Consider the following 19,108-nt stretch of genomic DNA (forward strand, 5'->3'; position numbering starts at 1 on the left):
AATCCCGGAGTTCATCATGAGTACAACCCCTGAAACCAGTCCGCGCAACGAATGGCCGCTGTGGGAAGTCTTTGTCCGCAGCAAGGCCGGGCTGGATCACAAGCATTGCGGCAGTCTGCATGCGGCAGACGCCGCCATGGCCATACAGATGGCGCGCGATGTTTATACGCGCCGTCAGGAAGGCACCAGCATCTGGGTTGTTCCCTCGGCGCAGATCGTGGCCAGCGACCCTGGCGACAAGGACATGTTCTTCGACCCCGCGCAGGACAAGGTGTACCGCCACCCCTCGTTCTATCAGCTGCCCCAGGCCGTCAACCACATGTGAGGAGTGTTCCATGCAACACAGCATCACCTTGCAGGACGATCCGGCCCAGCAATATCTGCTGCGCATAGGCGATACCTGCCTGATCCTGGGGCAGCGCATTGCCCAGTGGTGTGGTCACGCACCGATTCTTGAAGAAGACATTGCGCTGTCGAACATGGCGCTGGACCTGATAGGCCAGGCCCGCGCCGTGTTGACGCTGGCGGGCCTGGCTTCGGGGCACGACGAAGACCAGCTGGCCTTTCTGCGCGAGGAGCGCCACTACTACAACCCTACGCTGGTCGAGCTGCCACGTGGCGACTTTGCCTTGACCGTGGTGCGCAACACCATGGTGGCGACCTTCATGGCGTTGCTGTGGGAAGAGTTGTTGACGTCCAGCAATGCCGAGCTGGCCGCCATTGCCGGTCAGGCGCTGAAGGAAGCGCGCTACCACCAGCAGCATGCGGCCGACTGGATGGTGCGTCTGGGTGACGGCACGGTCGAATCGCGTAGGCGCGCACAGGCTGCGGTCGATGCGCTGTGGCGCTATGCGCCCGAGCTGTTCAGCGGCGATGCCGTGGATCTGCAGGCGGAACAGACCGGGCTGGGTCCAAGCTGGGGTTCACTGCAAAAACACTGGCAGGCGCAGATGGAGTCAGTGCTGCATGCTGCAACTTTGGAAGCGCCCAAGGCCTCGGCCTTCATCAGCACCGGCAAGCGCGGCATGCACAGCGAGCATATGGGCTACATCCTGGCCGAGATGCAGCATCTGCAGCGCGCCTACCCGGGCGGAGTCTGGTGATGGCTGCCGTGGCTTGCTTGAGCACATCGGAGCGCGTGCAGCGGGCCTGGGCCGTGCTGGCGCAAATTCCGGACCCGGAGGTGCCCGTGGTCACGCTTTGCGACTTGGGCATGGTGCGCGCGGTGCAGGAAAGCGGTGATGTGCTGGAAGTGGCGCTGACGCCTACCTATTCGGGGTGTCCCGCTACGGAAATGATAGAGCAGAGTGTGGTCGAAGGCTTGCAGGGCGCAGGCCTTGGCCCTGTGCAGGTTCGACTGCAGCGCGCTCCTGCCTGGACCACGGACTGGATCACGACCGAGGGGCGCGAAAAGCTGCGGGCCTACGGTATCGCCCCACCTGGCGCAGTGCCTGAGCATGAGCCCATCAGCCTGCGCTTTGTACCTCGTGAGCAGTATCGGCAGCAGCGCACCGCGGATGGTGTCGCAGTGGCTTGCCCGCGTTGCGGCAATGTGAAGACGGAGCGACTGTCAGCCTACGGATCGACAGCCTGCAAGGCGCTTTACCGCTGCCTGAGCTGCCACGAGCCTTTTGAATATTTCAAGCCGATATAAGCCATGAATCACCACCTGAACAGCTGCGCTGTTTCCTCCTCTCTCGCTTCGCGGGAGGAGGACGATGCCATCGCTGCGAGGCGGCTCTTGCTTGGCATCTCTGAGAGACGCTGTGAGCGCTTGTGGTGTGCAGCGAGTCTTGTTGCCGCCAGCAAGAAATCAATTCCGATAGAGGCATCCTGATGAGTACCTTGTTCTATCCTCTGACGGTACGTTCCGTGCAGCCCGATACGGCAGAGGCTGCCATCGTGAACTTGGAGGTGCCGGACAATCTGCGGGAGCAGTTTGCCTTCACCCAGGGCCAGTACCTGACCTTGCGCGCCGAGGTCGACGGGCAGGACCTGCGCCGCAGCTATTCCATCTGCTCAGGGGTGGATGACGGGCAGTTGCGCGTGGGGGTACGCCGTGTGGACGGCGGGGCCTTTTCCAACTGGGTGCACGCCCAGCTCAAGGCCGGTGATCAGATCCAGGTCATGCCACCGCAGGGACGCTTCTTCATTCCTGTCGAACCCGCGGCGCAGCGCCAGTATCTGGCGATTGCGGGCGGCAGCGGTATCACGCCGATTCTGTCCATCATCAAGACCGTGCTGGCGCGTGAGCCGGGCAGCTGCGTGACGCTGCTTTATGGCAATCGCAGCCTGCAGTCCACCATGTTCAAGGAGGAATTGGACGACCTCAAGAACCGCTATCTGACGCGGCTGGTGTTGCACCATGTGTTTTCACGCGAGGAGACGGAAGCCCCGCTCAATATGGGCCGCATGAACCAGGCCAAGGTGACGCAGCTGCTTCAGACCGTGGCGCCCGTGCAGGCGCTGGATGCCGTGTTTGTCTGCGGCCCCTATCAGATGAACGACGAGGCGGAGGCTGCGCTGCTGGCCGCAGGGGTTCCGCAGGAGCGCATTCACATCGAGCGTTTCGGCATTCTGCCCTCCACGGGCGGGGGGGCGCCTGCCCGTCATGTGCAGGAGGTTCAGGCCGCGCAGATCACCTTGATACGTGACGGATTGACGCGCAGCTTCCCCTTCAAGTCTGCACACGGGAATCTGCTGCAGGCCGCGGAGGCGGCTGGCCTGGAAGTGCCGTACTCCTGCACCTCGGGCGTCTGCGGCACCTGCCGCGCCAAATGCCTGGAAGGCGAGGTGGCGATGGAGCGCAACTTTGCACTCAGTGCACAGGAGGTCGCCCAGGGCTTTGTGCTGACCTGTCAGTGCCATCCGCTCAGCAGCAATGTGGTGCTATCGTTTGATGAGCGTTAACCACAGAATGTATCAATGAAAGAGCTGGAAATTTTGAAAAATCACCTGGAGAGGACCTATGGCTAGAGGTCGTGCAGCAGGTTATGACGATCAGCGTGATCTCATTCTTCAGCATGCGGCCGCGCTGTTTGCGCGCCAGGGCTACGCCGCGACCAGCATGAACGAGGTGGCTCAGGCCTGCGGATTGTCCAAGCCGGCCATCTATCACTACTTCACCGAGAAATACGCGCTGCTGTTCGAGATCTGCGACACGCATCTGACCCGGCTGCAGGCTTTGGAGCAGGAAGTCAAGGACTTGCCGGGGCTTGATGCGCAGCAGCGCCTGCGCAGCCTGATTGCGCGTTTCGTCGAGGAATATGCCTTGTCTGCGCATGCGCATCGCGTGCTGACGGAAAGCGTGCGCTATCTCAAGGGTGAGGATCACCAGCAGGTGCTGGACAAGGAGCGCGCACTGGTTGCGGGCTTCAGCAAAACGCTGGCACAGATACGTCTGGATCTGGATGAGGCAGGGCTTTCCAAGGCCATCAGCATGCTGCTTTTTGGCATGATGAATTGGATGTTTACCTGGCTGCGCTCCGATGGCGCGCTGGATCAGGAAGCGATGGCGCAATTGGTGGCGGATTTGTTCATGGGAGGAATCGGGGAGGTACAAACCCCGACTCCCAAGGCCGAAAAAACACTGGCACAAATATAGTTACCAAGATAAATTGTGCGCGCCAAGGAATCGAAAATGCATTGAAAAAAAGAGCGGTCGTCCATTGGGAAGCAGGCCGCCATTCAGTGATGTGGCAGCTGGATTTTTGTGTGAACCACTTCTAGGAGACAAACATGAAGCGCATTGCAAAGTTGGGCCTGGTCGCCGCCGCACTGGCCGCAGTCTGGGGAACGGCTCTGGCCGACATCACGGTGGGGGTGGTGGTGTCCGCCACGGGGCCTGCTGCCTCGCTGGGCATTCCCGAAAAGAACACGGTGGCCCTGATGCCCCAGACCATGGGTGGCCAGAAGGTCAACTATGTGATTCTGGACGACGCCTCGGACACCACGGCCGCCGTCTCCAACACCCGCAAGCTCGTCAGCGAAAACAAGGCCGACATCATCATCGGCTCCAGCACCACGCCCAACTCGCTGGCCATGATCGATGTGGTCTCCGAGAGCAAGACGCCCATGATCACGCTGGGCGCCTCGGCGCGCATCATCGAGCCCATGGATGACAAGAAGAAGTGGGTCTTCAAGGTGCCTCAGAACGACAGCATGATGGCTGGTGCCATTGCCGATCACATGGCCAAGAGCGGCGTCAAGACCGTGGGTTTCATCGGCTTCAACGATGCCTATGGCGAAGGCTGGCTGCAGGAGTTCAAGAAAGCCGCGGAAGCCAAGGGCATCAAGATGGTGGCGACAGAGGCGTTCTCGCGTACCGATACCTCGGTGACAGGCCAGGCGCTGAAGATCATGGGCGCCAAGCCCGATGCGGTGCTGGTGGCTGGCTCGGGTACTCCCGCAGCGCTGCCTGAGAAGACGCTCAAGGAGCGCGGCTACAAAGGCAAGTACTACCAGACGCACGGCGTGGCCAATGCCGACTTCCTGCGCGTGGGAGGCAAGGATGTGGAAGGCACGCTGCTGCCGGCCGGTCCCGTGCTGGTGGCCCATCAGCTGCCGGATTCGCATCCCGTGAAAAAGACGGCCATGGCCTATGTGGACGGTTATGAGGCCAAGTTCGGCAAGGGCAGTGCCGCGACCTTTGGCGGTCACTCCTGGGATGCGGGCAAGGTGCTGGAGGCTGCCGTGCCTGTGGCTCTGAAGAAGGCGCAGCCAGGCACGCCCGAGTTCCGCGCCGCCCTGCGCGATGCGCTGGAGCAGACCAAGGGCGTGGCGGGCGCGCATGGCGTGTTCACCATGTCGCCCACGGACCACCTGGGCATCCAGAACGGCGTGGTCATGGTCAAGATTGAAAACGGTACCTGGAAGTACCAGCCCTAAGCCCGTTACGCCCATGACACTTCATCCTGCCTGAAGCCAGTGCGCTTGCGGGTTGGATGGGGTGCGGGCGGCTTCAGCGAAAGTTTCCATCATGGATTTGCAGATTGCCTTGCTGCTTGGGCAGGATGGCATTGTCAACGGCGCCATCTATGGGCTGTTGGCGGTGGCCCTGGTGCTCGTCTTTTCCGTTACCCGGGTCATCTTCATACCGCAGGGTGAGTTCGTTTCCTTTGGGGCGTTGACCCTGGCCATGATGCAGGCCAAGCATTTGCCGTCCACGCTGTGGCTGCTGCTGGTGCTGGCAGCCATTGTTCTGGTGATCGACATCTTGCGCTCATTGACGGGGCGGGAGGTCAGCTGGCCCGCTTCGCTGTTCTGGACGGTGCTCGCTCCAGGCCTGGCCTTTTTGCTGGCTTATGTGCTGCGGCCGTCTTCGCTGATGCTGCAGGCCGTCACCACCCTGGCCATCATCACTCCCATGGGGCCGCTGATGTACCGCCTCGTGTATCGCCCGCTGGCCAATGCCACCGTGCTCAGCCTGCTCATTGTTTCCGTAGCCATGCATGGCGTTCTGGTGGGGCTGGGACTCTATTTCTTTGGTGCAGAAGGCTCACGCACTCCTGCATTTTCAGAAGCCTCTTTCCAGTTGGGCGACATCCCGGTTTCAGGTCAGTCGCTGGTCGTCATCGGGGTGACCATTGCGCTGGTGCTGGCGCTGTTCGTGTTCTTTGGCCGCTCCATGGTGGGCAAGGCTCTGCGCGCCACGGCCATCAACCGCGTGGGCGCACGTTTGATGGGCATCCCTACCGGGCTGGCCGGTGACGTGAGCTTTGCACTGGCGGCGCTGATCGGCGCCATCTCCGGTTTGCTGATCGCCCCTTTGACGACTGTGTACTACGACACCGGTTTTCTGATCGGTCTCAAAGGCTTTGTGGCCGCCATTGTGGGTGGACTGGCCAGCTACCCGCTGGCCTTGGCGGGTGCCGTTCTGGTGGGGCTGTTGGAAGCGTTTTCCTCCTTCTGGGCCAGTGCCTACAAGGAGGTTCTGGTCTTCACCTTGATCATTCCGGTGCTGTGGTGGCGCTCGCGTAACAGCCACCATGTGGAGGAAGAAGAATGAGTACGCCCGTATCTACCCAGGCAGCAACTGCCGTGCTGCCGGAGCGTCGAGGCCTGATCAGCGCACGGATGCTGACGGCCGTGGTGATTCTGGCACTGGCGCTGAGCTGGAATTTTCTGCCGGACTTCACGATTGTTCTGCTTTGCTACATCGGCCTGTATTCCATGGTGGCACTGGGTCTGGTGATGCTGACCGGTGTGGGCGGAATGACATCGTTCGGTCAGGCGGCTTTCGTGGGAGTAGGGGCCTATGCAACAGCCTGGGTCTGCACATCGCCCATGGCTGTCAATGCCCTGGGTGGCCTGTTTGGCGCCCAGGCTCTGCCCTGGCTGGGTCTGGTGCTGGGCTTTGTCATCACCTTTGTCGTAGCCTGGGTGCTGGGCTCGGTCACCGTGAAGCTGCAGGGCCACTATCTGCCGCTGTGCACCATCGCCTGGGGGCTGAGTCTGTACTACCTGTTCGGCAATATGGAGTTTCTGGGCGGCCAGACCGGTTTGACAGGGATTCCCGCGATCAGGATTGCCGGGCTTGATCTGTCTTCCTCGCGCACCATGGGCGTGGTGATCTGGGGCGTGATGCTGCTGGCCATGTGGCTGCTTTACAACCTGCTGGATTCGCGTGAGGGCCGGGCCATACGCTCCCTCAAGGGCGGGCAGGTCATGGCGGAATCCATGGGGGTGAATACCGCGCGCTACCGCGTCAAGCTGTTTGTGCTGGCGGCGCTGCTGGCAACTCTGTCGGGCTGGCTGTATGCGCATATGCAGCGCTTTGTCAGCCCGGCACCGTTCAATCTCAACATCGGCATCGAATACCTGTTCATGGCCGTGGTCGGCGGGGCCGGTCACCTGTGGGGCGCAGTTCTGGGCGCTTCCATCATCACCTTACTCAAGGAAAAGCTGCAGGACATTCTGCCGGCCCTGCTTGGCAGCAACGGCAATTTTGAAGTCATCGTCTTTGGCCTGCTCATGGTGCTGGTGCTGCAACGCTTTGCCGAGGGGCTGTGGCCCACGTTTCAGCGCCTGACGGCCGGGCTGGTGCGCCCGCCAGAGAAAAAGCTGCAGGGAGCGCCTCAACCGCTGGATCAGCGCTCCTTGCCTGCTGTCGGCACGGTGCTGCTGAAAGCCGAGCATGTCATCAAGAGATTTGGTGGGCTGGTGGCCAACAACGATGTCTCCATGCAGCTCAAGGCTGGTGAAGTTCATGCCTTGATCGGCCCCAATGGTGCGGGCAAGAGCACGTTCTTCAACATGATCTCCGGGGTTGACTCGCCGACCGAAGGCCAGGTGCAGCTGATGGGCGAGGTCATGGGCGATGCGCCTTCGCGCCGGTTTGCCGCACTGGGCCTGGGGCGCACTTTCCAGCATGTGCGTCTGCTGGGGCAGCGCTCGGTATTGGAGAACGTGGCGCTGGGCGCGCACCAGCGGGCCCACAAGGGATGGATGGCATCCATGTTGCGTCTGGACAGGGGCGAAGAGGCCGCATTGCTGGCAGAAGCGCGTAGGCAGATCGAGAGATGCGGGCTGGGGCCTTATGCCGATGTGCCTGCCGCCTCGCTGGCCCTGGGCCAGCAGCGCATCGTGGAAATTGCCCGGGCCTTGGCCAGTCAGCCAGCGGCCTTGCTGTTGGACGAGCCCGCTGCTGGTCTGCGGCACCTTGAAAAACAGGCGCTGGGCAATCTGCTGCGTCAGTTGCGTGCCGAAGGTCTTGGCATTCTGGTGGTGGAGCACGATATGGAGTTTGTGATGAATCTGGCCGATCGCATCACGGTGCTGGAGTTCGGTACGGTTATTGCCGAAGGCACGCCGGCCCAGATTCAGTCCAATCAACGCGTGCTCGACGCCTATCTGGGTGGTGGTGACGATGAGGAGGCCGCAGCATGAGTGGCGAGACATTGCTTGAACTGCGCGGGCTGAGCGTTTTTTACGGCCCTGTGGAGGCCGTGCATCAGGTTCAGCTAAACGTCCAGGCCGGCGAGATCGTCACGGTGATCGGCCCCAACGGTGCGGGCAAGACCACGCTGCTGTCGGCGGCCATGGGTCTGCTGCCGTCCAAGGGGGAGATCCGGCTGGATGGCGAGCGTATTGCCAAGCCCTCGGTGGAAGGCATGGTTTCCCGGGGGCTGGGCCTAGTGCCTGAAAAGCGCGAGCTGTTTGGCGAGATGTCTGTCGAAGACAACTTGCTGCTTGGCGGTTTTTCTCTGTGGCGCAAGGGGCAGCGTGACCAGAACGCACGCATGGAGGAGGTGTTTGCCATCTTCCCTCGCTTGAAGGAGCGGCGGGCACAGATGGCATCCACGCTCTCCGGTGGCGAGCGCCAGATGCTGGCCATTGGCCGCGCACTGATGGCCAAGCCACGTTTGCTGATGCTCGATGAACCCTCGCTGGGACTGGCTCCGTTGATCGTCAAGGAGGTGCTGCAGGTGGTGGCCAGCCTGCGCAACCACGGCGTTTCCGTGCTGCTGGTCGAACAGAACGCGCGCGCTGCTCTCAAGGTGGCAGACCGTGCCTATGTGCTGGAGATGGGCTCCGTGGCGCTGAGTGGCAAGGCCAGTGATCTGCTGGGCGACAAACGCATCATCGAGACCTATCTGGGCATAGGCAACAAGACGGCTGTCGAAGTGGCCTGAGCTACCTCTCTCCTGCACCTCAACGCAGCTCCTGAGCTGCGTTTTTCTTGGGTAGCTGTCATTCAAACGTCATGAAAATGACTCGCAGCCTTCATCTGCGTTTTTCACAATGACCGCACGCAGACACACCGTGTGGCACAGGCAGGCCGCCAACTGCGTCCAACACTGAGAGGAAAGCAGAGATGAGGCATCCCGAGGTACTTGATGCACTGAACAACCAGGCCATCACGACACCCCAGTCACCGCTTGTTCCGCTTTCTTCCCGCTCTTCCCCTCCAAATGCAGCTGCGCCAGCCCTGCGCTTGCAGGTGCGCTGGGCCAGGCATCTTGATGAAGTCCGTCAGGCGCAGCGCCTGCGCTATCAGGTGTTTGCCCAGGAGATGGGAGCCGTTCTGCAGACTCCGGTGGCAGGCCACGATGTCGATGCTTTTGATGACTTCTGCGAACACCTGATGATCTGCGACGAAGAACAGGAGCGCGTCATCGGTACCTACCGTCTGTTGACTCCCGCCCAGGCTCAGCGTGCAGGGGGCTTGTACAGCGATCAGGAATTTGACCTGACGCCCATCAACGTCTGGCGTGACCGCATGGTGGAGCTGGGCCGTAGCTGCGTGCATGTCGATCACCGCCAGGGGGGGGTGATTCTGGCTCTATGGGGCGCGCTGGCCGAGTTCATGCAGCGTAACCGGCTCGAAGCCATGGTGGGCTGTGCCAGCATTCCCATGCAGTATCCGGGTCTGGCACATGGCGAAGGGCCTGCACGTATCTGGCAGCAATTGCGCCAGACTCATCTGGCCGAACCCGAGCTGCAGGTGCGTCCCCGCGTGGCCTTGCCCGAAGAGCTGGCGCATATCAGCCATGTTTCGGCCGACGCCCTGAAGGTGGAGCCTCCCGCCTTGATTCAGGGCTATCTGCGCACGGGCGCCAAGGTGCTGGGGGCGCCAGCCTGGGACAGCGACTTCAACACCGCAGACCTGCCCATCATGATGCGCATGCAGGATCTGCCCTCGCGCTATCTGCGCCTGTTTGCACGCGGCAGCAAGAGCTGAGCGGCTATTCCGCAAACAAAAGCGCCCGCAGAGGGCGCTTTTTGCTGTGATCGTTCGGATCGTCAGGACGCGTGAGCCGGTTTCTCATCGAGCCCTTCGGCCAGCAGGCCCAGTGCCGACAGGCCCAGACCCAGCATGACGAACACATAGGTGGCGGTGGCCAGACCCAGGCTCAGGCTGTAAGCCCATTGCAAAACGGTGCAGGCCCAGCTCCATTGCGAATACAGGCTGTCGCACTGACCGCTGACAGGCATGTGCACATACCAGGTCACGGCAACCCACATCAGTACCAGCATGGTGGCGATGGTGGCTATCTTGTGGTGCTTTTCCTGGTGCATGCTCCACAGCAGTACACCGGGGATGGCGGCACCCCAGACAAACATCATCAGCCAGCTCAGCGCGGGAGCCTGTGCCAGCGCATGCTGCAGCCAGTTCATCTTGGGCATCTCGTTGACCAGGCTCAGGACATCCCACACGAAAGGAAGAATCAGTCCTGCAATTGCCAAACTGGCCAAGCCCAGAGCGCGCAAAAAAGGATGGCGCCGGGTCGGGGAATGGGAGAGATCGGCATGCATGGCTCACCTCCTGAACGGTTCAGGCGGCCCGCAGGTGCGGGTAGCGCCTGGGTGGTAGACGAGTTCAGTCTAGACCGTTTGCGGCGCTTGTGCCATAGGGGAGTCTCAGGTCTATATCTGTTCCAGCGCTCCCAGAACTTCGGACTTGCTCAGCAGCTCCGACAGAACCACGGGGGGCTTGCCGGGGGCATAGAGCACATAGACAGGCACGCCGCTGCGTCCCAGGTCATGCAATGCCTGGGTGATGGCCGGGTCCTGGCGCGTCCAGTCGGCCCGCATCAGCTGCACCTTGCGCTGCTCGAAGGCATTCAGCACCTCGGCGCTGTTCAGGGTGGTGCGTTTGTTGACCTGGCAGGTCACGCACCAGGCGGCAGTGAAGTCCACAAACACGGGCTGCCCTGCCGATTGCAGCGACTGTACTTTCTCGGCTGACCAGGGCTGCCAGAGTTCGCCTGATTCGGCCTGCGTGACGCTCGCGGCTGGCGCGGAAATCATGGGCACTGCGTAATAGCCGATGGCTGCAGCAAGCAGCACGGCTGCAGTGCCCAGGACGGCGCGGCTTTTGCCCACCAGGCCCAGAGCCCAGATCAGGGCCGCCAGCGCCAGCAGCAAGGCCAGCAGGGCGGCTGCAGCATCCACGCCGCTTTGGTGGCCCAGCACCCAGACCAGCCAGACCACGGTGGCAAACATGGGAAAGGCCATGGCATGACGGAAGGTCTGCATCCAGGCGCCGGGGCGCGGCAGCCAGCGTACGATGGCGGGCACAAAGGCCGCCAGCACATAGGGCAGGGCCATGCCCACACCCAAAGCGCCGAACACCGTCAGGGCCTGTGCCGTGGGCATGTCGATGGCGAAGCCCAGCGATGCCCCCATGAAGGGGGCTGTGCAGGGCGAGGCAATGGCCACGGCCAGCACGCCGGACAGGAAGGAGTCCACGACCGGGTTGCGCGCCTGGGCATTGGCCAGGCGGCTGGGCAGGATGCTGCCGAACTCGAACAGGCCGGCCAGGTTCAGGCCCAGCACGGTGAACAGGGCGGCGAGTACGGCAACCACCGCAGGTGATTGCAGCTGAAAGCCCCAGCCCAGTTGCTGGCCGGCAGCGCGCAGGCTCAGCAGCAGTGCTCCCAGGGCCAGAAAGGACAGGATGACGCCGGCGGCATAGGCTAGGCCGCCCATGCGCTGGGCACGCTGGTTCTGGCCGTGGCCGGCAAAGCCCAGCACCTTGATGGCGAGGACCGGGAAGACGCAGGGCATGAGGTTGAGGATGAGCCCGCCGATCAGCCCGCCCAGCAAGGCCGCCCAGAGGCTGGATGCGCTTGCGGAAGAGGGGGCAGTGGGCGCTGCCGCGGCATTCTTGTTGGCTTCCAGCGCCGCTGCCAGGGCCGGAGAAACGCCGGTCAGCGCGGCGGCTGTCCATTGGCCATCCACATCGAGTTCGCTGCGCCAGGCAATGGGCCGGCCTTGCGACAAGGCTGTGTCGCGCGCCGCGGCTGGCAGGGCCACGACCACGGCCAGCTGCTTGGGTGTTTCGCCGCGCATGTCCGACAGCGGCAAGCCTTCTGCTACCCAGGTGCTGCCGTCCCAGCGCTGCTGCCAGTCCTTGCTGGACTCTGCTGCGTGTTTGAAGGTGTCGGCATTCTCGGGATAGAGCTCAAGCGGCTGACCCTGCAGGGCCGCGGGCAGGTCGGAAATGCGGACATTGATGCGGTCGTCACTTGCGGCGGCTTGCACCGTGGCCTTGCCCGCCGTGCCCAGCTGCACGGGTTGCAGGGTGTGAGCCTTGAGAAAGTCGTCGCCATGGGTGGCGGTAGAGCCCTGTACGGGCAGCTGCAGCGTGAATTCGCCGCTTTCGGGGATGCATTCCACCCGGCAGATCAGCCAGCTGGCCGAAAGGTGAATCTCTGCACTGCCGCTGGCAGGAGCCTGGAAGTCCGCCGCCACCTTGACGGGCACCGGCAGCAGGATGCGGCCCTCATAGCCGTAATTGACCAGAGGGCCTACGCGCAGTGCATGAGGGACCGGCCAGGCTATGGCGCCAGCGCTGAGACCCGCAGGAAGCTGCCACTGCAGATCGGTGGGCAGGCCGGAGTCCCCCGCATTTTTCCAGTAGGTATGCCAGCCCGGCTCGTGATCCAGTTGCAGGCCCAGCCACAGGGTTTGACCGGGCTGCACGCCATCGGGGGCTTGCGCGACCAGCTCTGCGCGCACGCGCGGGGTCTGAACGACAGAGGATGGCGCACCGCTGGAGGTTTTAAGGTTGATTTGGGCTCTAGCACTTATGGGTAAAGCGCTGATAGCTATCAAAAGCAGTGCAAAAAACCACAGTGCTGCAGCGCTGAGGTGAATACGGGGAGAAAAAGGGCGGGACGGCATGACCATTACTGGGAGCGTGATCGCATGATTTGGTTCCAGCTTGGCAGTATGCGCTGGCAAGGTGAAGGCAGTATGAGGGGGCGGCAAGCCTATGGTCTCAGGAGTCCGCCGTCTTGGCCTGATTGGCCACGGGGCCTGGCGGCAGGCCCGCCACTTCGGCGGGAATGGCCACGCGGTCACAGGCAGGGGATCGCTCCAGCAGGGCATCGCTGTCCAGCGCAGGGGCGTCAGCGTCGGCCTTGAATGGGGCGCTGGTTGAGGGCGTGGAGGCCGCAGCACCTGTTCCTGTGGGCAGCATGCGGGCCTTGCGCCAGTTGCCCCAGCGGTAATAGGCCAGGATCATGAGCACCGAGGCGGTCGAGCTGATGGGAAAGCTCCACCAGATGGCGTCCACACCCAGCAGGGGTTGAAGCCATTTGGCCGCAGGTACGCGAATGCCCCACATGGCAATGCCCAGAATCAGCATGGGGGCGAGCACGGCGCCCGTGGAACGCACCACGCCGGACAGTACAAAGGTCACGCCAAAGAACAAAAAAGAGCCTATGGCAATGTGGTTGAGGTGGCGCGCCACCTCCAGCGAGGCGCTGCCCGTGGGCAGAAACCAGCCCAGCACATGGCGGTCCAGCAGCAGGATCAGGACGATCAGCCCGCCGGTCAGCAGCACATTGATGAGCATGCCTGCCCGCGCCGTGGCGTCCACGCGCTTCCACAGCCCTGCGCCCACGTTCTGGGCGGCCATGGACGAACAGGCTGCGCCAATGGCCATGGCCGGCATCTGCACATAGGTCCATAGCTGCAGCGCTGCGCTATAGGCCGATGAAGTCAGCACGCCAAAGGCGTTGACCAGGGAGATCATGGCGATCATGGCCATGGAAATCATCATCAGCTGCACGCCCATGGGCAGGCCTTTGACGACCAGCGTGCGCACAATCGTCCAGTCAGGCTTGAACAGGCCCAGCTGGCGCCGGCCTATCCACAGCGGGTGGCGGTGTTTGTGCAGCCAGCCCAATAGCGCGAAAAAGCTCAGGCCGTTGGCAATCAGCGTGGCCAGGGCCGAGCCCTGGATGCCCAGGGCCGGCACCGGACCCCAGCCAAAGATCAGCAGCGGGTTCAGCGAGATATCGAGCACCACCACGATGAGCAGGAACCAGAACGGCGTGCGCGTATCGCCAGAGCCCCGCAAGGCAGCCGTCACAAAAGTGAACATGAACAGCAGGGGAATGGCCAGAAAGATGACCTTGAGATAAGACTCGGCCAGCGGCAGCGAGGCCTCGGGCGTGCCCATCCAGTGCATCAACGTGTGCGACAGCGGCCAGCCCAGCAAGGCCAGCAGCAGGGAAATCAGCCCGAAGAAGGTGGCGCTGCTGCCCAGCACGCGCTTGGCCTGGGCAATGTTGCGCGCGCCCATGGACTGGGCGATCAGGATGTTCGTGGCCATGCTGACGCCGAACATGGCACCAATCAGCGCAAACATCACATTGTTGGCATTGGCCGTGGCCGTCAGCGCCGCTTCCCCCAGGTGCCCGCCCACCCAGACGGCATTGACCGAACCATTGAGCGACTGCAGCACATTGCCGGCCAGTATGGGCAGGGCGAAGGTCAGCAAGGTACTGGCAATCGGACCCTGGGTCAGATCACGGGTCCGTGGCTTGGACATGGGGGGCTTGGAATGACTGGTGCTGGCTTCGGGCATGCAGCGATTGTGGCGGCAGGCCACATTTCTGTGTTGACCGATGGCGACTCCCGGCCCTGGAGAGCGTCGCAGCCGCTACGATGACGGGCATGAGCAATACCTTCCCTCCCGCTGCGCGCTGGCCTTCACGCTTCTGGGCCCAGGTCTCGGCCCATGACTTTGCGCTGGCCCAGACCAACGGGCTGGCCGCCGACACCGTGGCCGTGCTACCGGTGGGCGCGGTGGAACAGCATGGGCCGCATCTGCCGTTGTCGGTGGATGCCAGCCTGGTTGACGGCGTGGTGGCGGCGGCCTTGCCGCAGCTGCCTGCAGATCTGCCGGTACTGTTTCTGCCACCGCAGAACATCGGTCTGTCGGTGGAGCACAGCCATTACGCGGGCACGCTGACGCTGGAGCCTGCCACGCTGATTGCGCTGTGGACGCAGCTGGGCGCCTGCGTGGCGCGCGCCGGGGTGAAAAAGCTGCTGCTGCTCAACGGCCATGGCGGTCAGGTCAGCGTGATGGATATCGTGGCGCGCGAGCTGCGCATCAAGCATGGCCTGCTGGTTTACAGCGCCAGCTGGTTCGGGCTGGTGGACGATGCGGCCAACCAGCAGTTCTGTGCGCATGAGCACCGCTTCGGCATTCACGGCGGCGAGGTGGAAACATCGATGATGCTGCATCTGGCACCCGAGACCGTGCACATGGAGCGCGCGCAGAACTTCGCCTCCAGCTCGGAAGTGCGGGCCGGCAAATATCACTTCATCGGCAATGGCCGCAGCGCCAAGCTGGGCTGGGCCATCGAGGACTACAACCCGGCCGGAGCGGTGGGCAATTCCGCCGCTGCCACGGCCGAGCGCGGCGCGAAGGTTGTGCAGTCCGCCGCAGAAGGTCTGGTCAGGCTGCTGGGCGAGATTCATGATCTGCCGCTGAGCACGGTAGGGAATCAGCCGCAGCCACTTTGAATTCAGGAGCCGTTCACGCAATAACAGCCTGCAAATGCAGGCTGTTTTGTATTGAACTCCATTGCTGTCAAGCGCTAGAAGCTACTGAAAGCATAGTCCTCGCTGTCATTGCTTCGGTATTTTTGCCTGAACGATCACATCGCCCCAGCGCTTGATTTCAGACTGCAGCAGTTTGGCCGTCTGCTCGGGCGTGCTGGCCTGGGCCTGCACATTGAGCTCACGCAGCTTTTTGGCGACTTCGGGGTTGTTGACGGCAGCGTTGATTTCCTGGTTCAGGCGGGCGATGACGGCAGCCGGAGTCCTGGACGGTGCGGCCAGCGCATTCCAGGAGGAAGCCACAAAGCCCTTGACGCCCGATTCCTGGGCCGTGGGCACATTGGGCAGCAGCGGCGAGCGCTTGTCGCCGGTCACGGCCAGCAGGTTCACGGCCTTGGAATTGATCTGTCCCATGATGGGGGTGAGGATTTCCACGGCCGCATCGACCTGCTTGCCGCGCAGGGCCGTCACCACGGCGGGCGTGCCGTTGAAGGGCACGATCTGCGCGTCAATGCCGGCTGTGGTCTTGAACAGCTCGGCCGCCAGATGCTGGGTGCTGCCCACGTTGATGCTGCCCAGGTTCAGCTTGCCGGGGTTGGCCTTGGCGTAGCCGATCAGCTCGCCCAGATTCTTGAACGGCGACTTGGCATCGGTGATGACGCCGATGTCGAAGTAGCCCAGGGTGGAGATCGGCGTCAGGTCCTTGACCATGTCGAAGGGCAGGTGGTTGAACAGATTCACCGTGACGGCGCTGCCGTTGGACATCAGGAACAGCGTATGGCCGTCGGGCGCGGACTTGGCCACGGTATCGGCCGCCACGATGCCACCGGCGCTGGGCTTGTTGTCGATGACCACGGGCTGGCCGAGCTGGGCGGACAACTGCTGGGCCACGACGCGGGCCGTGACATCGGCCACGCCACCGGCGCCAAAGGGCACGACGATGCGAATGGGACGGTTGGACAGGCCTTCGGCCTGAGCGGTTGCGGCAAACCCTGTCAGCAAGGCAGCCCCCGCTGCAGCGCTGATCAGGGATTGGGTGAAATGGCGACGCTTCATGGTCTGTGTCTCTCTGTAGCTGAAACCTAATCGGCACAGTTTGGCGCAAAACCAGGAGGCGACACAGCGGAAAACCGCTCTGCCAGCTATGCCTGAAAAAGATAGCGAGGCTGGTGCCGGTCGTTCAGTCGCCCGGCTGTGCATCGATGGCCAGGACTTCCGTCATGCCCCAGTGGTGCATGGCCTCGCGCAGTATCAGCAGGGCAGCGGCCGATTCGGCGGTCTGTGTCAGCTGCAGCTCATGAAAGCCCGGCTGCAATGCCTGACGGGCCAGGGCGGAGAACAGGTTTTCCACGGCTTCACGGCTGGCGCTCTGGGCATGGGGCAGGCCCGTGGCGTTCTGGATCAGCTGGCCGACCAGCGCATCGCGGCTGCCCAGCACCCGGGCCTCGGACGGCAGCCATTGCCCGGCAGGCATGATGGCATCTTCCACATTGGCAATGGCGTTTTCCAGCGTCAGAGCATTGGGCATGCGATGGCCAAAGGCCTGGGTCAATGTGGAAATGCCAATGGGCAGCAGGCGCTGCGCGTTACCGGCAGTCAGGGTCAGCGTGGTTTCACCGAGATGGAGCGTGACTTGATGCATGCAGGACTTGTATCAGATTGTGTGCCTGCTGCACAGCTTTGCCGCCATTCATGCACTGGTGATCCAGCTGCGGTGCTTATCGGTGTCCAGGTGGTTGAGGGTGTTGAAGGTCTGCAGCATCAGCCGCTTGGGATTGATGCTGAATTCGCTGACCGCGATATTGCGCAGCCGCATATTGAGGGCAATCGTCACCTCGGGCGAGGTGCCCAGCACCTGGCCCACGGCCGTGGAGATGGGGCCGCCGCTGCTGACCAGCAGCACATTCCGGCCGCTGTGGGCATGGCGTATTTCTTCCAGTACCTGGTGCACGCCACCCGAGAAGCTTTCCCAGTCGGGCATGCCCTCGGGGCTGATGGTGCCTCCCATCCACTGTGCCAGCGCATCGCAAAGCAGGCGAAAGTGGTGGCGGTACAGCTCGGGCGTATCGGGCCTGGGCAGGGGGGCGGGGTGGATGGCGCGCAGCAGTGCCTCGCTGTCGTATTCATTGAGCCCGGGGCGGCTTTGCAGGCTTGCGCTGCTCCCCATCCCCTGCTCGATGCCGGCCAGAGTCTGCTGGTGGCGCTTGAGCGTGCCCGCATAGACAGTATCGAACTTCAGCCCGCGCTCGCGCCAGTACTCACCCAGGCGCACGGCCTGCGCCTGACCGCGTTCGCTGAGCTGGTCGTAATCATCGGCGCCAAACGAGGCCTGGCCGTGGCGCACAAGGTAGAGGGTTCCCATGGGGCGGATTGTGTTGCGGCGGTTTTGCCCGGCGCTGTCATGCGGGCGACCTGATGGCGCTTGGGCGACAGCCATAGGGCCACTGCGGCGGTCTGGTATGTGCTGCCAGGCGCAGGCCAAGAGCGGTTAAGATGATTGAGAGCTATTCTCAAAAACATAACATCACGCTCCGCTTCCAGCGCCTGGAACCTGTCTTTGCTGCAGTGCGGCAGAGCCCTTGTTCCGGCGCCCGTTGCGGAGCGTGCTTTTTTGTGCGCTTTCTGTCACCTTCTGGAGACCTCCATGTTCCGACGACCCTTGTTTGCACTGGCCGCCGTTGCCAGCCTGTGCGCCCCTGCGCTGTCCGCCCACGCCGAGGACATCACGCTCTACACCACGCGTGAACCGGCATTGATCCAGCCGCTGCTGTCGGCCTTCACTGCCCAGACCAAGATCGGCGTGAAGACCGTCTTCGTCAAGGATGGTCTGCTGGAGCGCGTCAAGGCCGAAGGCGAGCGCTCCCCCGCCGATGTGCTGATGACCGTGGATATCGGCAATCTGCTGGATCTGGTCGACGGTGGCGTGACCCAGCCCGTGAAGTCGGCGGCACTGGAGGCAGCCATTCCCGGCCAGTTGCGCGCGGCAGACAATCAGTGGTTTGCGCTGTCCATGCGCGCCCGTGTGCTGTATGCCGAAAAGGACATGAAGATCGGCGCCTTCCGCTACGAAGACCTGGCCAAGCCCCAGTTCAAGGGCAAGGTCTGCAGCCGTGCCGGCCAGCACCCCTACAACACGGCGCTGATTGCCGCCATGATTGCCCATGAGGGCGAGGCCAAGACCGAGCAGTGGCTCAAGGGCGTGAAGGCCAATCTGGCGCGCAAGGCTACGGGCGGCGACCGCGATGTGGCACGCGACATTCTGGGCGGCATCTGCGATGTGGGCCTGGCCAACACCTATTACGTGGGCCATATGAAGGCGGCCAAGGAAGGCACGGACGCACGCAAGTGGGGCGATGCCATCAAGGTCGTCAAGCCCACGTTTGCAGACCCCAAGAGCGGCACGCATGTGAACATCAGCGGTGCTTCGGTAGCCAAGCATGCGCCTCACCGCGAGCAGGCCGTGAAGCTGCTGGAGTTCCTGGTCTCCGAATCGGCCCAGAACATGTATGCCCAGGCCAACTACGAGCACCCCGTGCGCAAGGGTGTGGCGCTGGACCCCGTGGTGGCCCAGAGCATTGGCGAGATCAAGATCGACCCGCTGCCGCTGACCGAGATCGCCAAGTACCGCAAGCAGGCCAGCTTGCTGGTGGACAAGGTGGGGTTTGATAAATAAGTAGCCCCCTGAGGCGCTGATGCGCCTTCCCCCTCTCTCGCTTCGCGTGAGGGGGACAACACCTTCGCTGCGAGGCGGCTCTTGCTCGGTGTTCCTTTGATGGAGCATGCCTGTCCAAGGGCCGTTTCCTTT

18 protein-coding genes are annotated in these 19,108 nt (G+C 62.7%); 12 read left to right on the forward strand and 6 right to left on the reverse strand.

The genetic code is table 11. The annotated features are described in order from the left end of the window. Positions 1 to 16 precede the first annotated feature (16 nt). From paaB to QMY55_RS02060, 10 genes are all read left to right on the forward strand, one after another. On the forward strand, positions 17 to 325 hold the full coding sequence (paaB, locus tag QMY55_RS02015; RefSeq protein WP_283487050.1) for a 1,2-phenylacetyl-CoA epoxidase subunit PaaB: 309 nt from the start codon (positions 17 to 19) through the stop codon (positions 323 to 325). Between the two features lie 10 nt (positions 326 to 335). Continuing rightward, complete coding sequence (paaC, locus tag QMY55_RS02020) at positions 336 to 1,103, forward strand: 1,2-phenylacetyl-CoA epoxidase subunit PaaC (protein ID WP_283487051.1); 768 nt, start codon at positions 336 to 338, stop codon at positions 1,101 to 1,103. After that, positions 1,103 to 1,654 carry a 1,2-phenylacetyl-CoA epoxidase subunit PaaD gene (paaD, locus tag QMY55_RS02025; protein ID WP_283487052.1) on the forward strand — a complete coding sequence of 184 codons (552 nt, stop codon included), beginning with the start codon at positions 1,103 to 1,105 and terminating at the stop codon, positions 1,652 to 1,654. The genes paaC and paaD overlap by 1 nt, the downstream gene beginning before the upstream one ends. Positions 1,655 to 1,836: 182 nt before the next feature. Continuing rightward, the gene (paaE, locus tag QMY55_RS02030; RefSeq protein ID WP_283487053.1) at positions 1,837 to 2,910 is read left to right on the forward strand and encodes a 1,2-phenylacetyl-CoA epoxidase subunit PaaE; all 1,074 of its coding nucleotides are present in this window, start codon (positions 1,837 to 1,839) and stop codon (positions 2,908 to 2,910) included. Between the two features lie 58 nt (positions 2,911 to 2,968). Further along, complete coding sequence (locus QMY55_RS02035) at positions 2,969 to 3,604, forward strand: TetR/AcrR family transcriptional regulator (protein ID WP_283487054.1); 636 nt, start codon at positions 2,969 to 2,971, stop codon at positions 3,602 to 3,604. A 134-nt stretch (positions 3,605 to 3,738) separates the two neighbouring features. Next, the gene (locus tag QMY55_RS02040) at positions 3,739 to 4,887 is read left to right on the forward strand and encodes an ABC transporter substrate-binding protein (protein ID WP_283487055.1); all 1,149 of its coding nucleotides are present in this window, start codon (positions 3,739 to 3,741) and stop codon (positions 4,885 to 4,887) included. 91 nt (positions 4,888 to 4,978) lie between these two features. Further along, complete coding sequence (locus QMY55_RS02045; protein WP_283487056.1) at positions 4,979 to 6,007, forward strand: branched-chain amino acid ABC transporter permease; 1,029 nt, start codon at positions 4,979 to 4,981, stop codon at positions 6,005 to 6,007. After that, positions 6,004 to 7,887 carry a branched-chain amino acid ABC transporter ATP-binding protein/permease gene (locus QMY55_RS02050; protein WP_283487057.1) on the forward strand — a complete coding sequence of 628 codons (1,884 nt, stop codon included), beginning with the start codon at positions 6,004 to 6,006 and terminating at the stop codon, positions 7,885 to 7,887. The genes QMY55_RS02045 and QMY55_RS02050 overlap by 4 nt, the downstream gene beginning before the upstream one ends. Beyond that, on the forward strand, positions 7,884 to 8,633 hold the full coding sequence (locus QMY55_RS02055; RefSeq protein ID WP_283487058.1) for an ABC transporter ATP-binding protein: 750 nt from the start codon (positions 7,884 to 7,886) through the stop codon (positions 8,631 to 8,633). Before QMY55_RS02050 ends, QMY55_RS02055 begins: the two co-directional genes overlap by 4 nt. Before the next feature lie 182 nt (positions 8,634 to 8,815). Next, positions 8,816 to 9,682: a GNAT family N-acetyltransferase gene (locus QMY55_RS02060; RefSeq protein WP_283487059.1), complete on the forward strand. Its 867-nt coding sequence runs from the start codon at positions 8,816 to 8,818 to the stop codon at positions 9,680 to 9,682. A 62-nt stretch (positions 9,683 to 9,744) separates the two neighbouring features. On the opposite strand, the gene QMY55_RS02065 is transcribed toward QMY55_RS02060, so the two are convergent. The 3 genes from QMY55_RS02065 to QMY55_RS02075 form a co-directional block, all read right to left on the reverse strand. Continuing rightward, positions 9,745 to 10,257: a hypothetical protein gene (locus QMY55_RS02065; RefSeq protein ID WP_283487060.1), complete on the reverse strand. Its 513-nt coding sequence runs from the start codon at positions 10,255 to 10,257 to the stop codon at positions 9,745 to 9,747. A 111-nt stretch (positions 10,258 to 10,368) separates the two neighbouring features. Then, positions 10,369 to 12,630, reverse strand: coding sequence for a protein-disulfide reductase DsbD family protein (locus QMY55_RS02070; protein ID WP_283487061.1), 2,262 nt, complete (start codon positions 12,628 to 12,630; stop codon positions 10,369 to 10,371). A gap of 97 nt (positions 12,631 to 12,727) precedes the next feature. After that, on the reverse strand, positions 12,728 to 14,323 hold the full coding sequence (locus QMY55_RS02075; RefSeq protein WP_283487062.1) for an MATE family efflux transporter: 1,596 nt from the start codon (positions 14,321 to 14,323) through the stop codon (positions 12,728 to 12,730). Between the two features lie 80 nt (positions 14,324 to 14,403). On the opposite strand from QMY55_RS02075, the gene QMY55_RS02080 reads away from it, so the two are divergent. Further along, positions 14,404 to 15,267 (forward strand): creatininase family protein, encoded by an 864-nt coding sequence (locus QMY55_RS02080; protein ID WP_283487063.1) that lies wholly within the window; start codon positions 14,404 to 14,406, stop codon positions 15,265 to 15,267. Positions 15,268 to 15,372: 105 nt separating this feature from the next. Here the strand turns inward: QMY55_RS02080 and QMY55_RS02085 are convergent, their stop codons facing one another. From QMY55_RS02085 to QMY55_RS02095, 3 genes are all read right to left on the reverse strand, one after another. Further along, positions 15,373 to 16,359, reverse strand: coding sequence for a Bug family tripartite tricarboxylate transporter substrate binding protein (locus tag QMY55_RS02085; protein WP_283487064.1), 987 nt, complete (start codon positions 16,357 to 16,359; stop codon positions 15,373 to 15,375). Positions 16,360 to 16,483: 124 nt separating this feature from the next. After that, positions 16,484 to 16,945 carry a hypothetical protein gene (locus QMY55_RS02090; protein WP_283487065.1) on the reverse strand — a complete coding sequence of 154 codons (462 nt, stop codon included), beginning with the start codon at positions 16,943 to 16,945 and terminating at the stop codon, positions 16,484 to 16,486. Positions 16,946 to 16,993: 48 nt separating this feature from the next. Then, on the reverse strand, positions 16,994 to 17,665 hold the full coding sequence (locus QMY55_RS02095) for a histidine phosphatase family protein (protein ID WP_283488863.1): 672 nt from the start codon (positions 17,663 to 17,665) through the stop codon (positions 16,994 to 16,996). Between the two features lie 282 nt (positions 17,666 to 17,947). Between QMY55_RS02095 and QMY55_RS02100 the strand changes: the two genes are divergently transcribed. Then, positions 17,948 to 18,976, forward strand: coding sequence for an extracellular solute-binding protein (locus tag QMY55_RS02100; RefSeq protein WP_283487066.1), 1,029 nt, complete (start codon positions 17,948 to 17,950; stop codon positions 18,974 to 18,976). Positions 18,977 to 19,108: the final 132 nt, after the last annotated feature.

The organism is Comamonas resistens, assembly GCF_030064165.1.
In the GTDB taxonomy this organism is placed as follows: domain Bacteria; phylum Pseudomonadota; class Gammaproteobacteria; order Burkholderiales; family Burkholderiaceae_C; genus Comamonas; species Comamonas resistens.

What these genes read in the sequence shown, in the direction of transcription:
- QMY55_RS02100 (WP_283487066.1), top strand. Translation starts at nt 17,948, where the DNA reads ATGTTCCGACGACCCTTGTTTGCACTGGCCGCCGTTGCCAGCCTGTGC.
- QMY55_RS02065 (WP_283487060.1), bottom strand. Translation starts at nt 10,257, where the DNA reads ATGCATGCCGATCTCTCCCATTCCCCGACCCGGCGCCATCCTTTTTTG.
- QMY55_RS02040 (WP_283487055.1), top strand. Translation starts at nt 3,739, where the DNA reads ATGAAGCGCATTGCAAAGTTGGGCCTGGTCGCCGCCGCACTGGCCGCA.
- paaC (WP_283487051.1), top strand. Translation starts at nt 336, where the DNA reads ATGCAACACAGCATCACCTTGCAGGACGATCCGGCCCAGCAATATCTG.
- QMY55_RS02045 (WP_283487056.1), top strand. Translation starts at nt 4,979, where the DNA reads ATGGATTTGCAGATTGCCTTGCTGCTTGGGCAGGATGGCATTGTCAAC.
- paaD (WP_283487052.1), top strand. Translation starts at nt 1,103, where the DNA reads ATGGCTGCCGTGGCTTGCTTGAGCACATCGGAGCGCGTGCAGCGGGCC.
- paaB (WP_283487050.1), top strand. Translation starts at nt 17, where the DNA reads ATGAGTACAACCCCTGAAACCAGTCCGCGCAACGAATGGCCGCTGTGG.
- QMY55_RS02075 (WP_283487062.1), bottom strand. Translation starts at nt 14,323, where the DNA reads ATGCCCGAAGCCAGCACCAGTCATTCCAAGCCCCCCATGTCCAAGCCA.
- QMY55_RS02085 (WP_283487064.1), bottom strand. Translation starts at nt 16,359, where the DNA reads ATGAAGCGTCGCCATTTCACCCAATCCCTGATCAGCGCTGCAGCGGGG.
- QMY55_RS02095 (WP_283488863.1), bottom strand. Translation starts at nt 17,665, where the DNA reads ATGGGAACCCTCTACCTTGTGCGCCACGGCCAGGCCTCGTTTGGCGCC.
- QMY55_RS02070 (WP_283487061.1), bottom strand. Translation starts at nt 12,630, where the DNA reads ATGCCGTCCCGCCCTTTTTCTCCCCGTATTCACCTCAGCGCTGCAGCA.
- QMY55_RS02090 (WP_283487065.1), bottom strand. Translation starts at nt 16,945, where the DNA reads ATGCATCAAGTCACGCTCCATCTCGGTGAAACCACGCTGACCCTGACT.
- QMY55_RS02055 (WP_283487058.1), top strand. Translation starts at nt 7,884, where the DNA reads ATGAGTGGCGAGACATTGCTTGAACTGCGCGGGCTGAGCGTTTTTTAC.
- QMY55_RS02060 (WP_283487059.1), top strand. Translation starts at nt 8,816, where the DNA reads ATGAGGCATCCCGAGGTACTTGATGCACTGAACAACCAGGCCATCACG.
- QMY55_RS02080 (WP_283487063.1), top strand. Translation starts at nt 14,404, where the DNA reads ATGACGGGCATGAGCAATACCTTCCCTCCCGCTGCGCGCTGGCCTTCA.
- paaE (WP_283487053.1), top strand. Translation starts at nt 1,837, where the DNA reads ATGAGTACCTTGTTCTATCCTCTGACGGTACGTTCCGTGCAGCCCGAT.
- QMY55_RS02035 (WP_283487054.1), top strand. Translation starts at nt 2,969, where the DNA reads ATGGCTAGAGGTCGTGCAGCAGGTTATGACGATCAGCGTGATCTCATT.
- QMY55_RS02050 (WP_283487057.1), top strand. Translation starts at nt 6,004, where the DNA reads ATGAGTACGCCCGTATCTACCCAGGCAGCAACTGCCGTGCTGCCGGAG.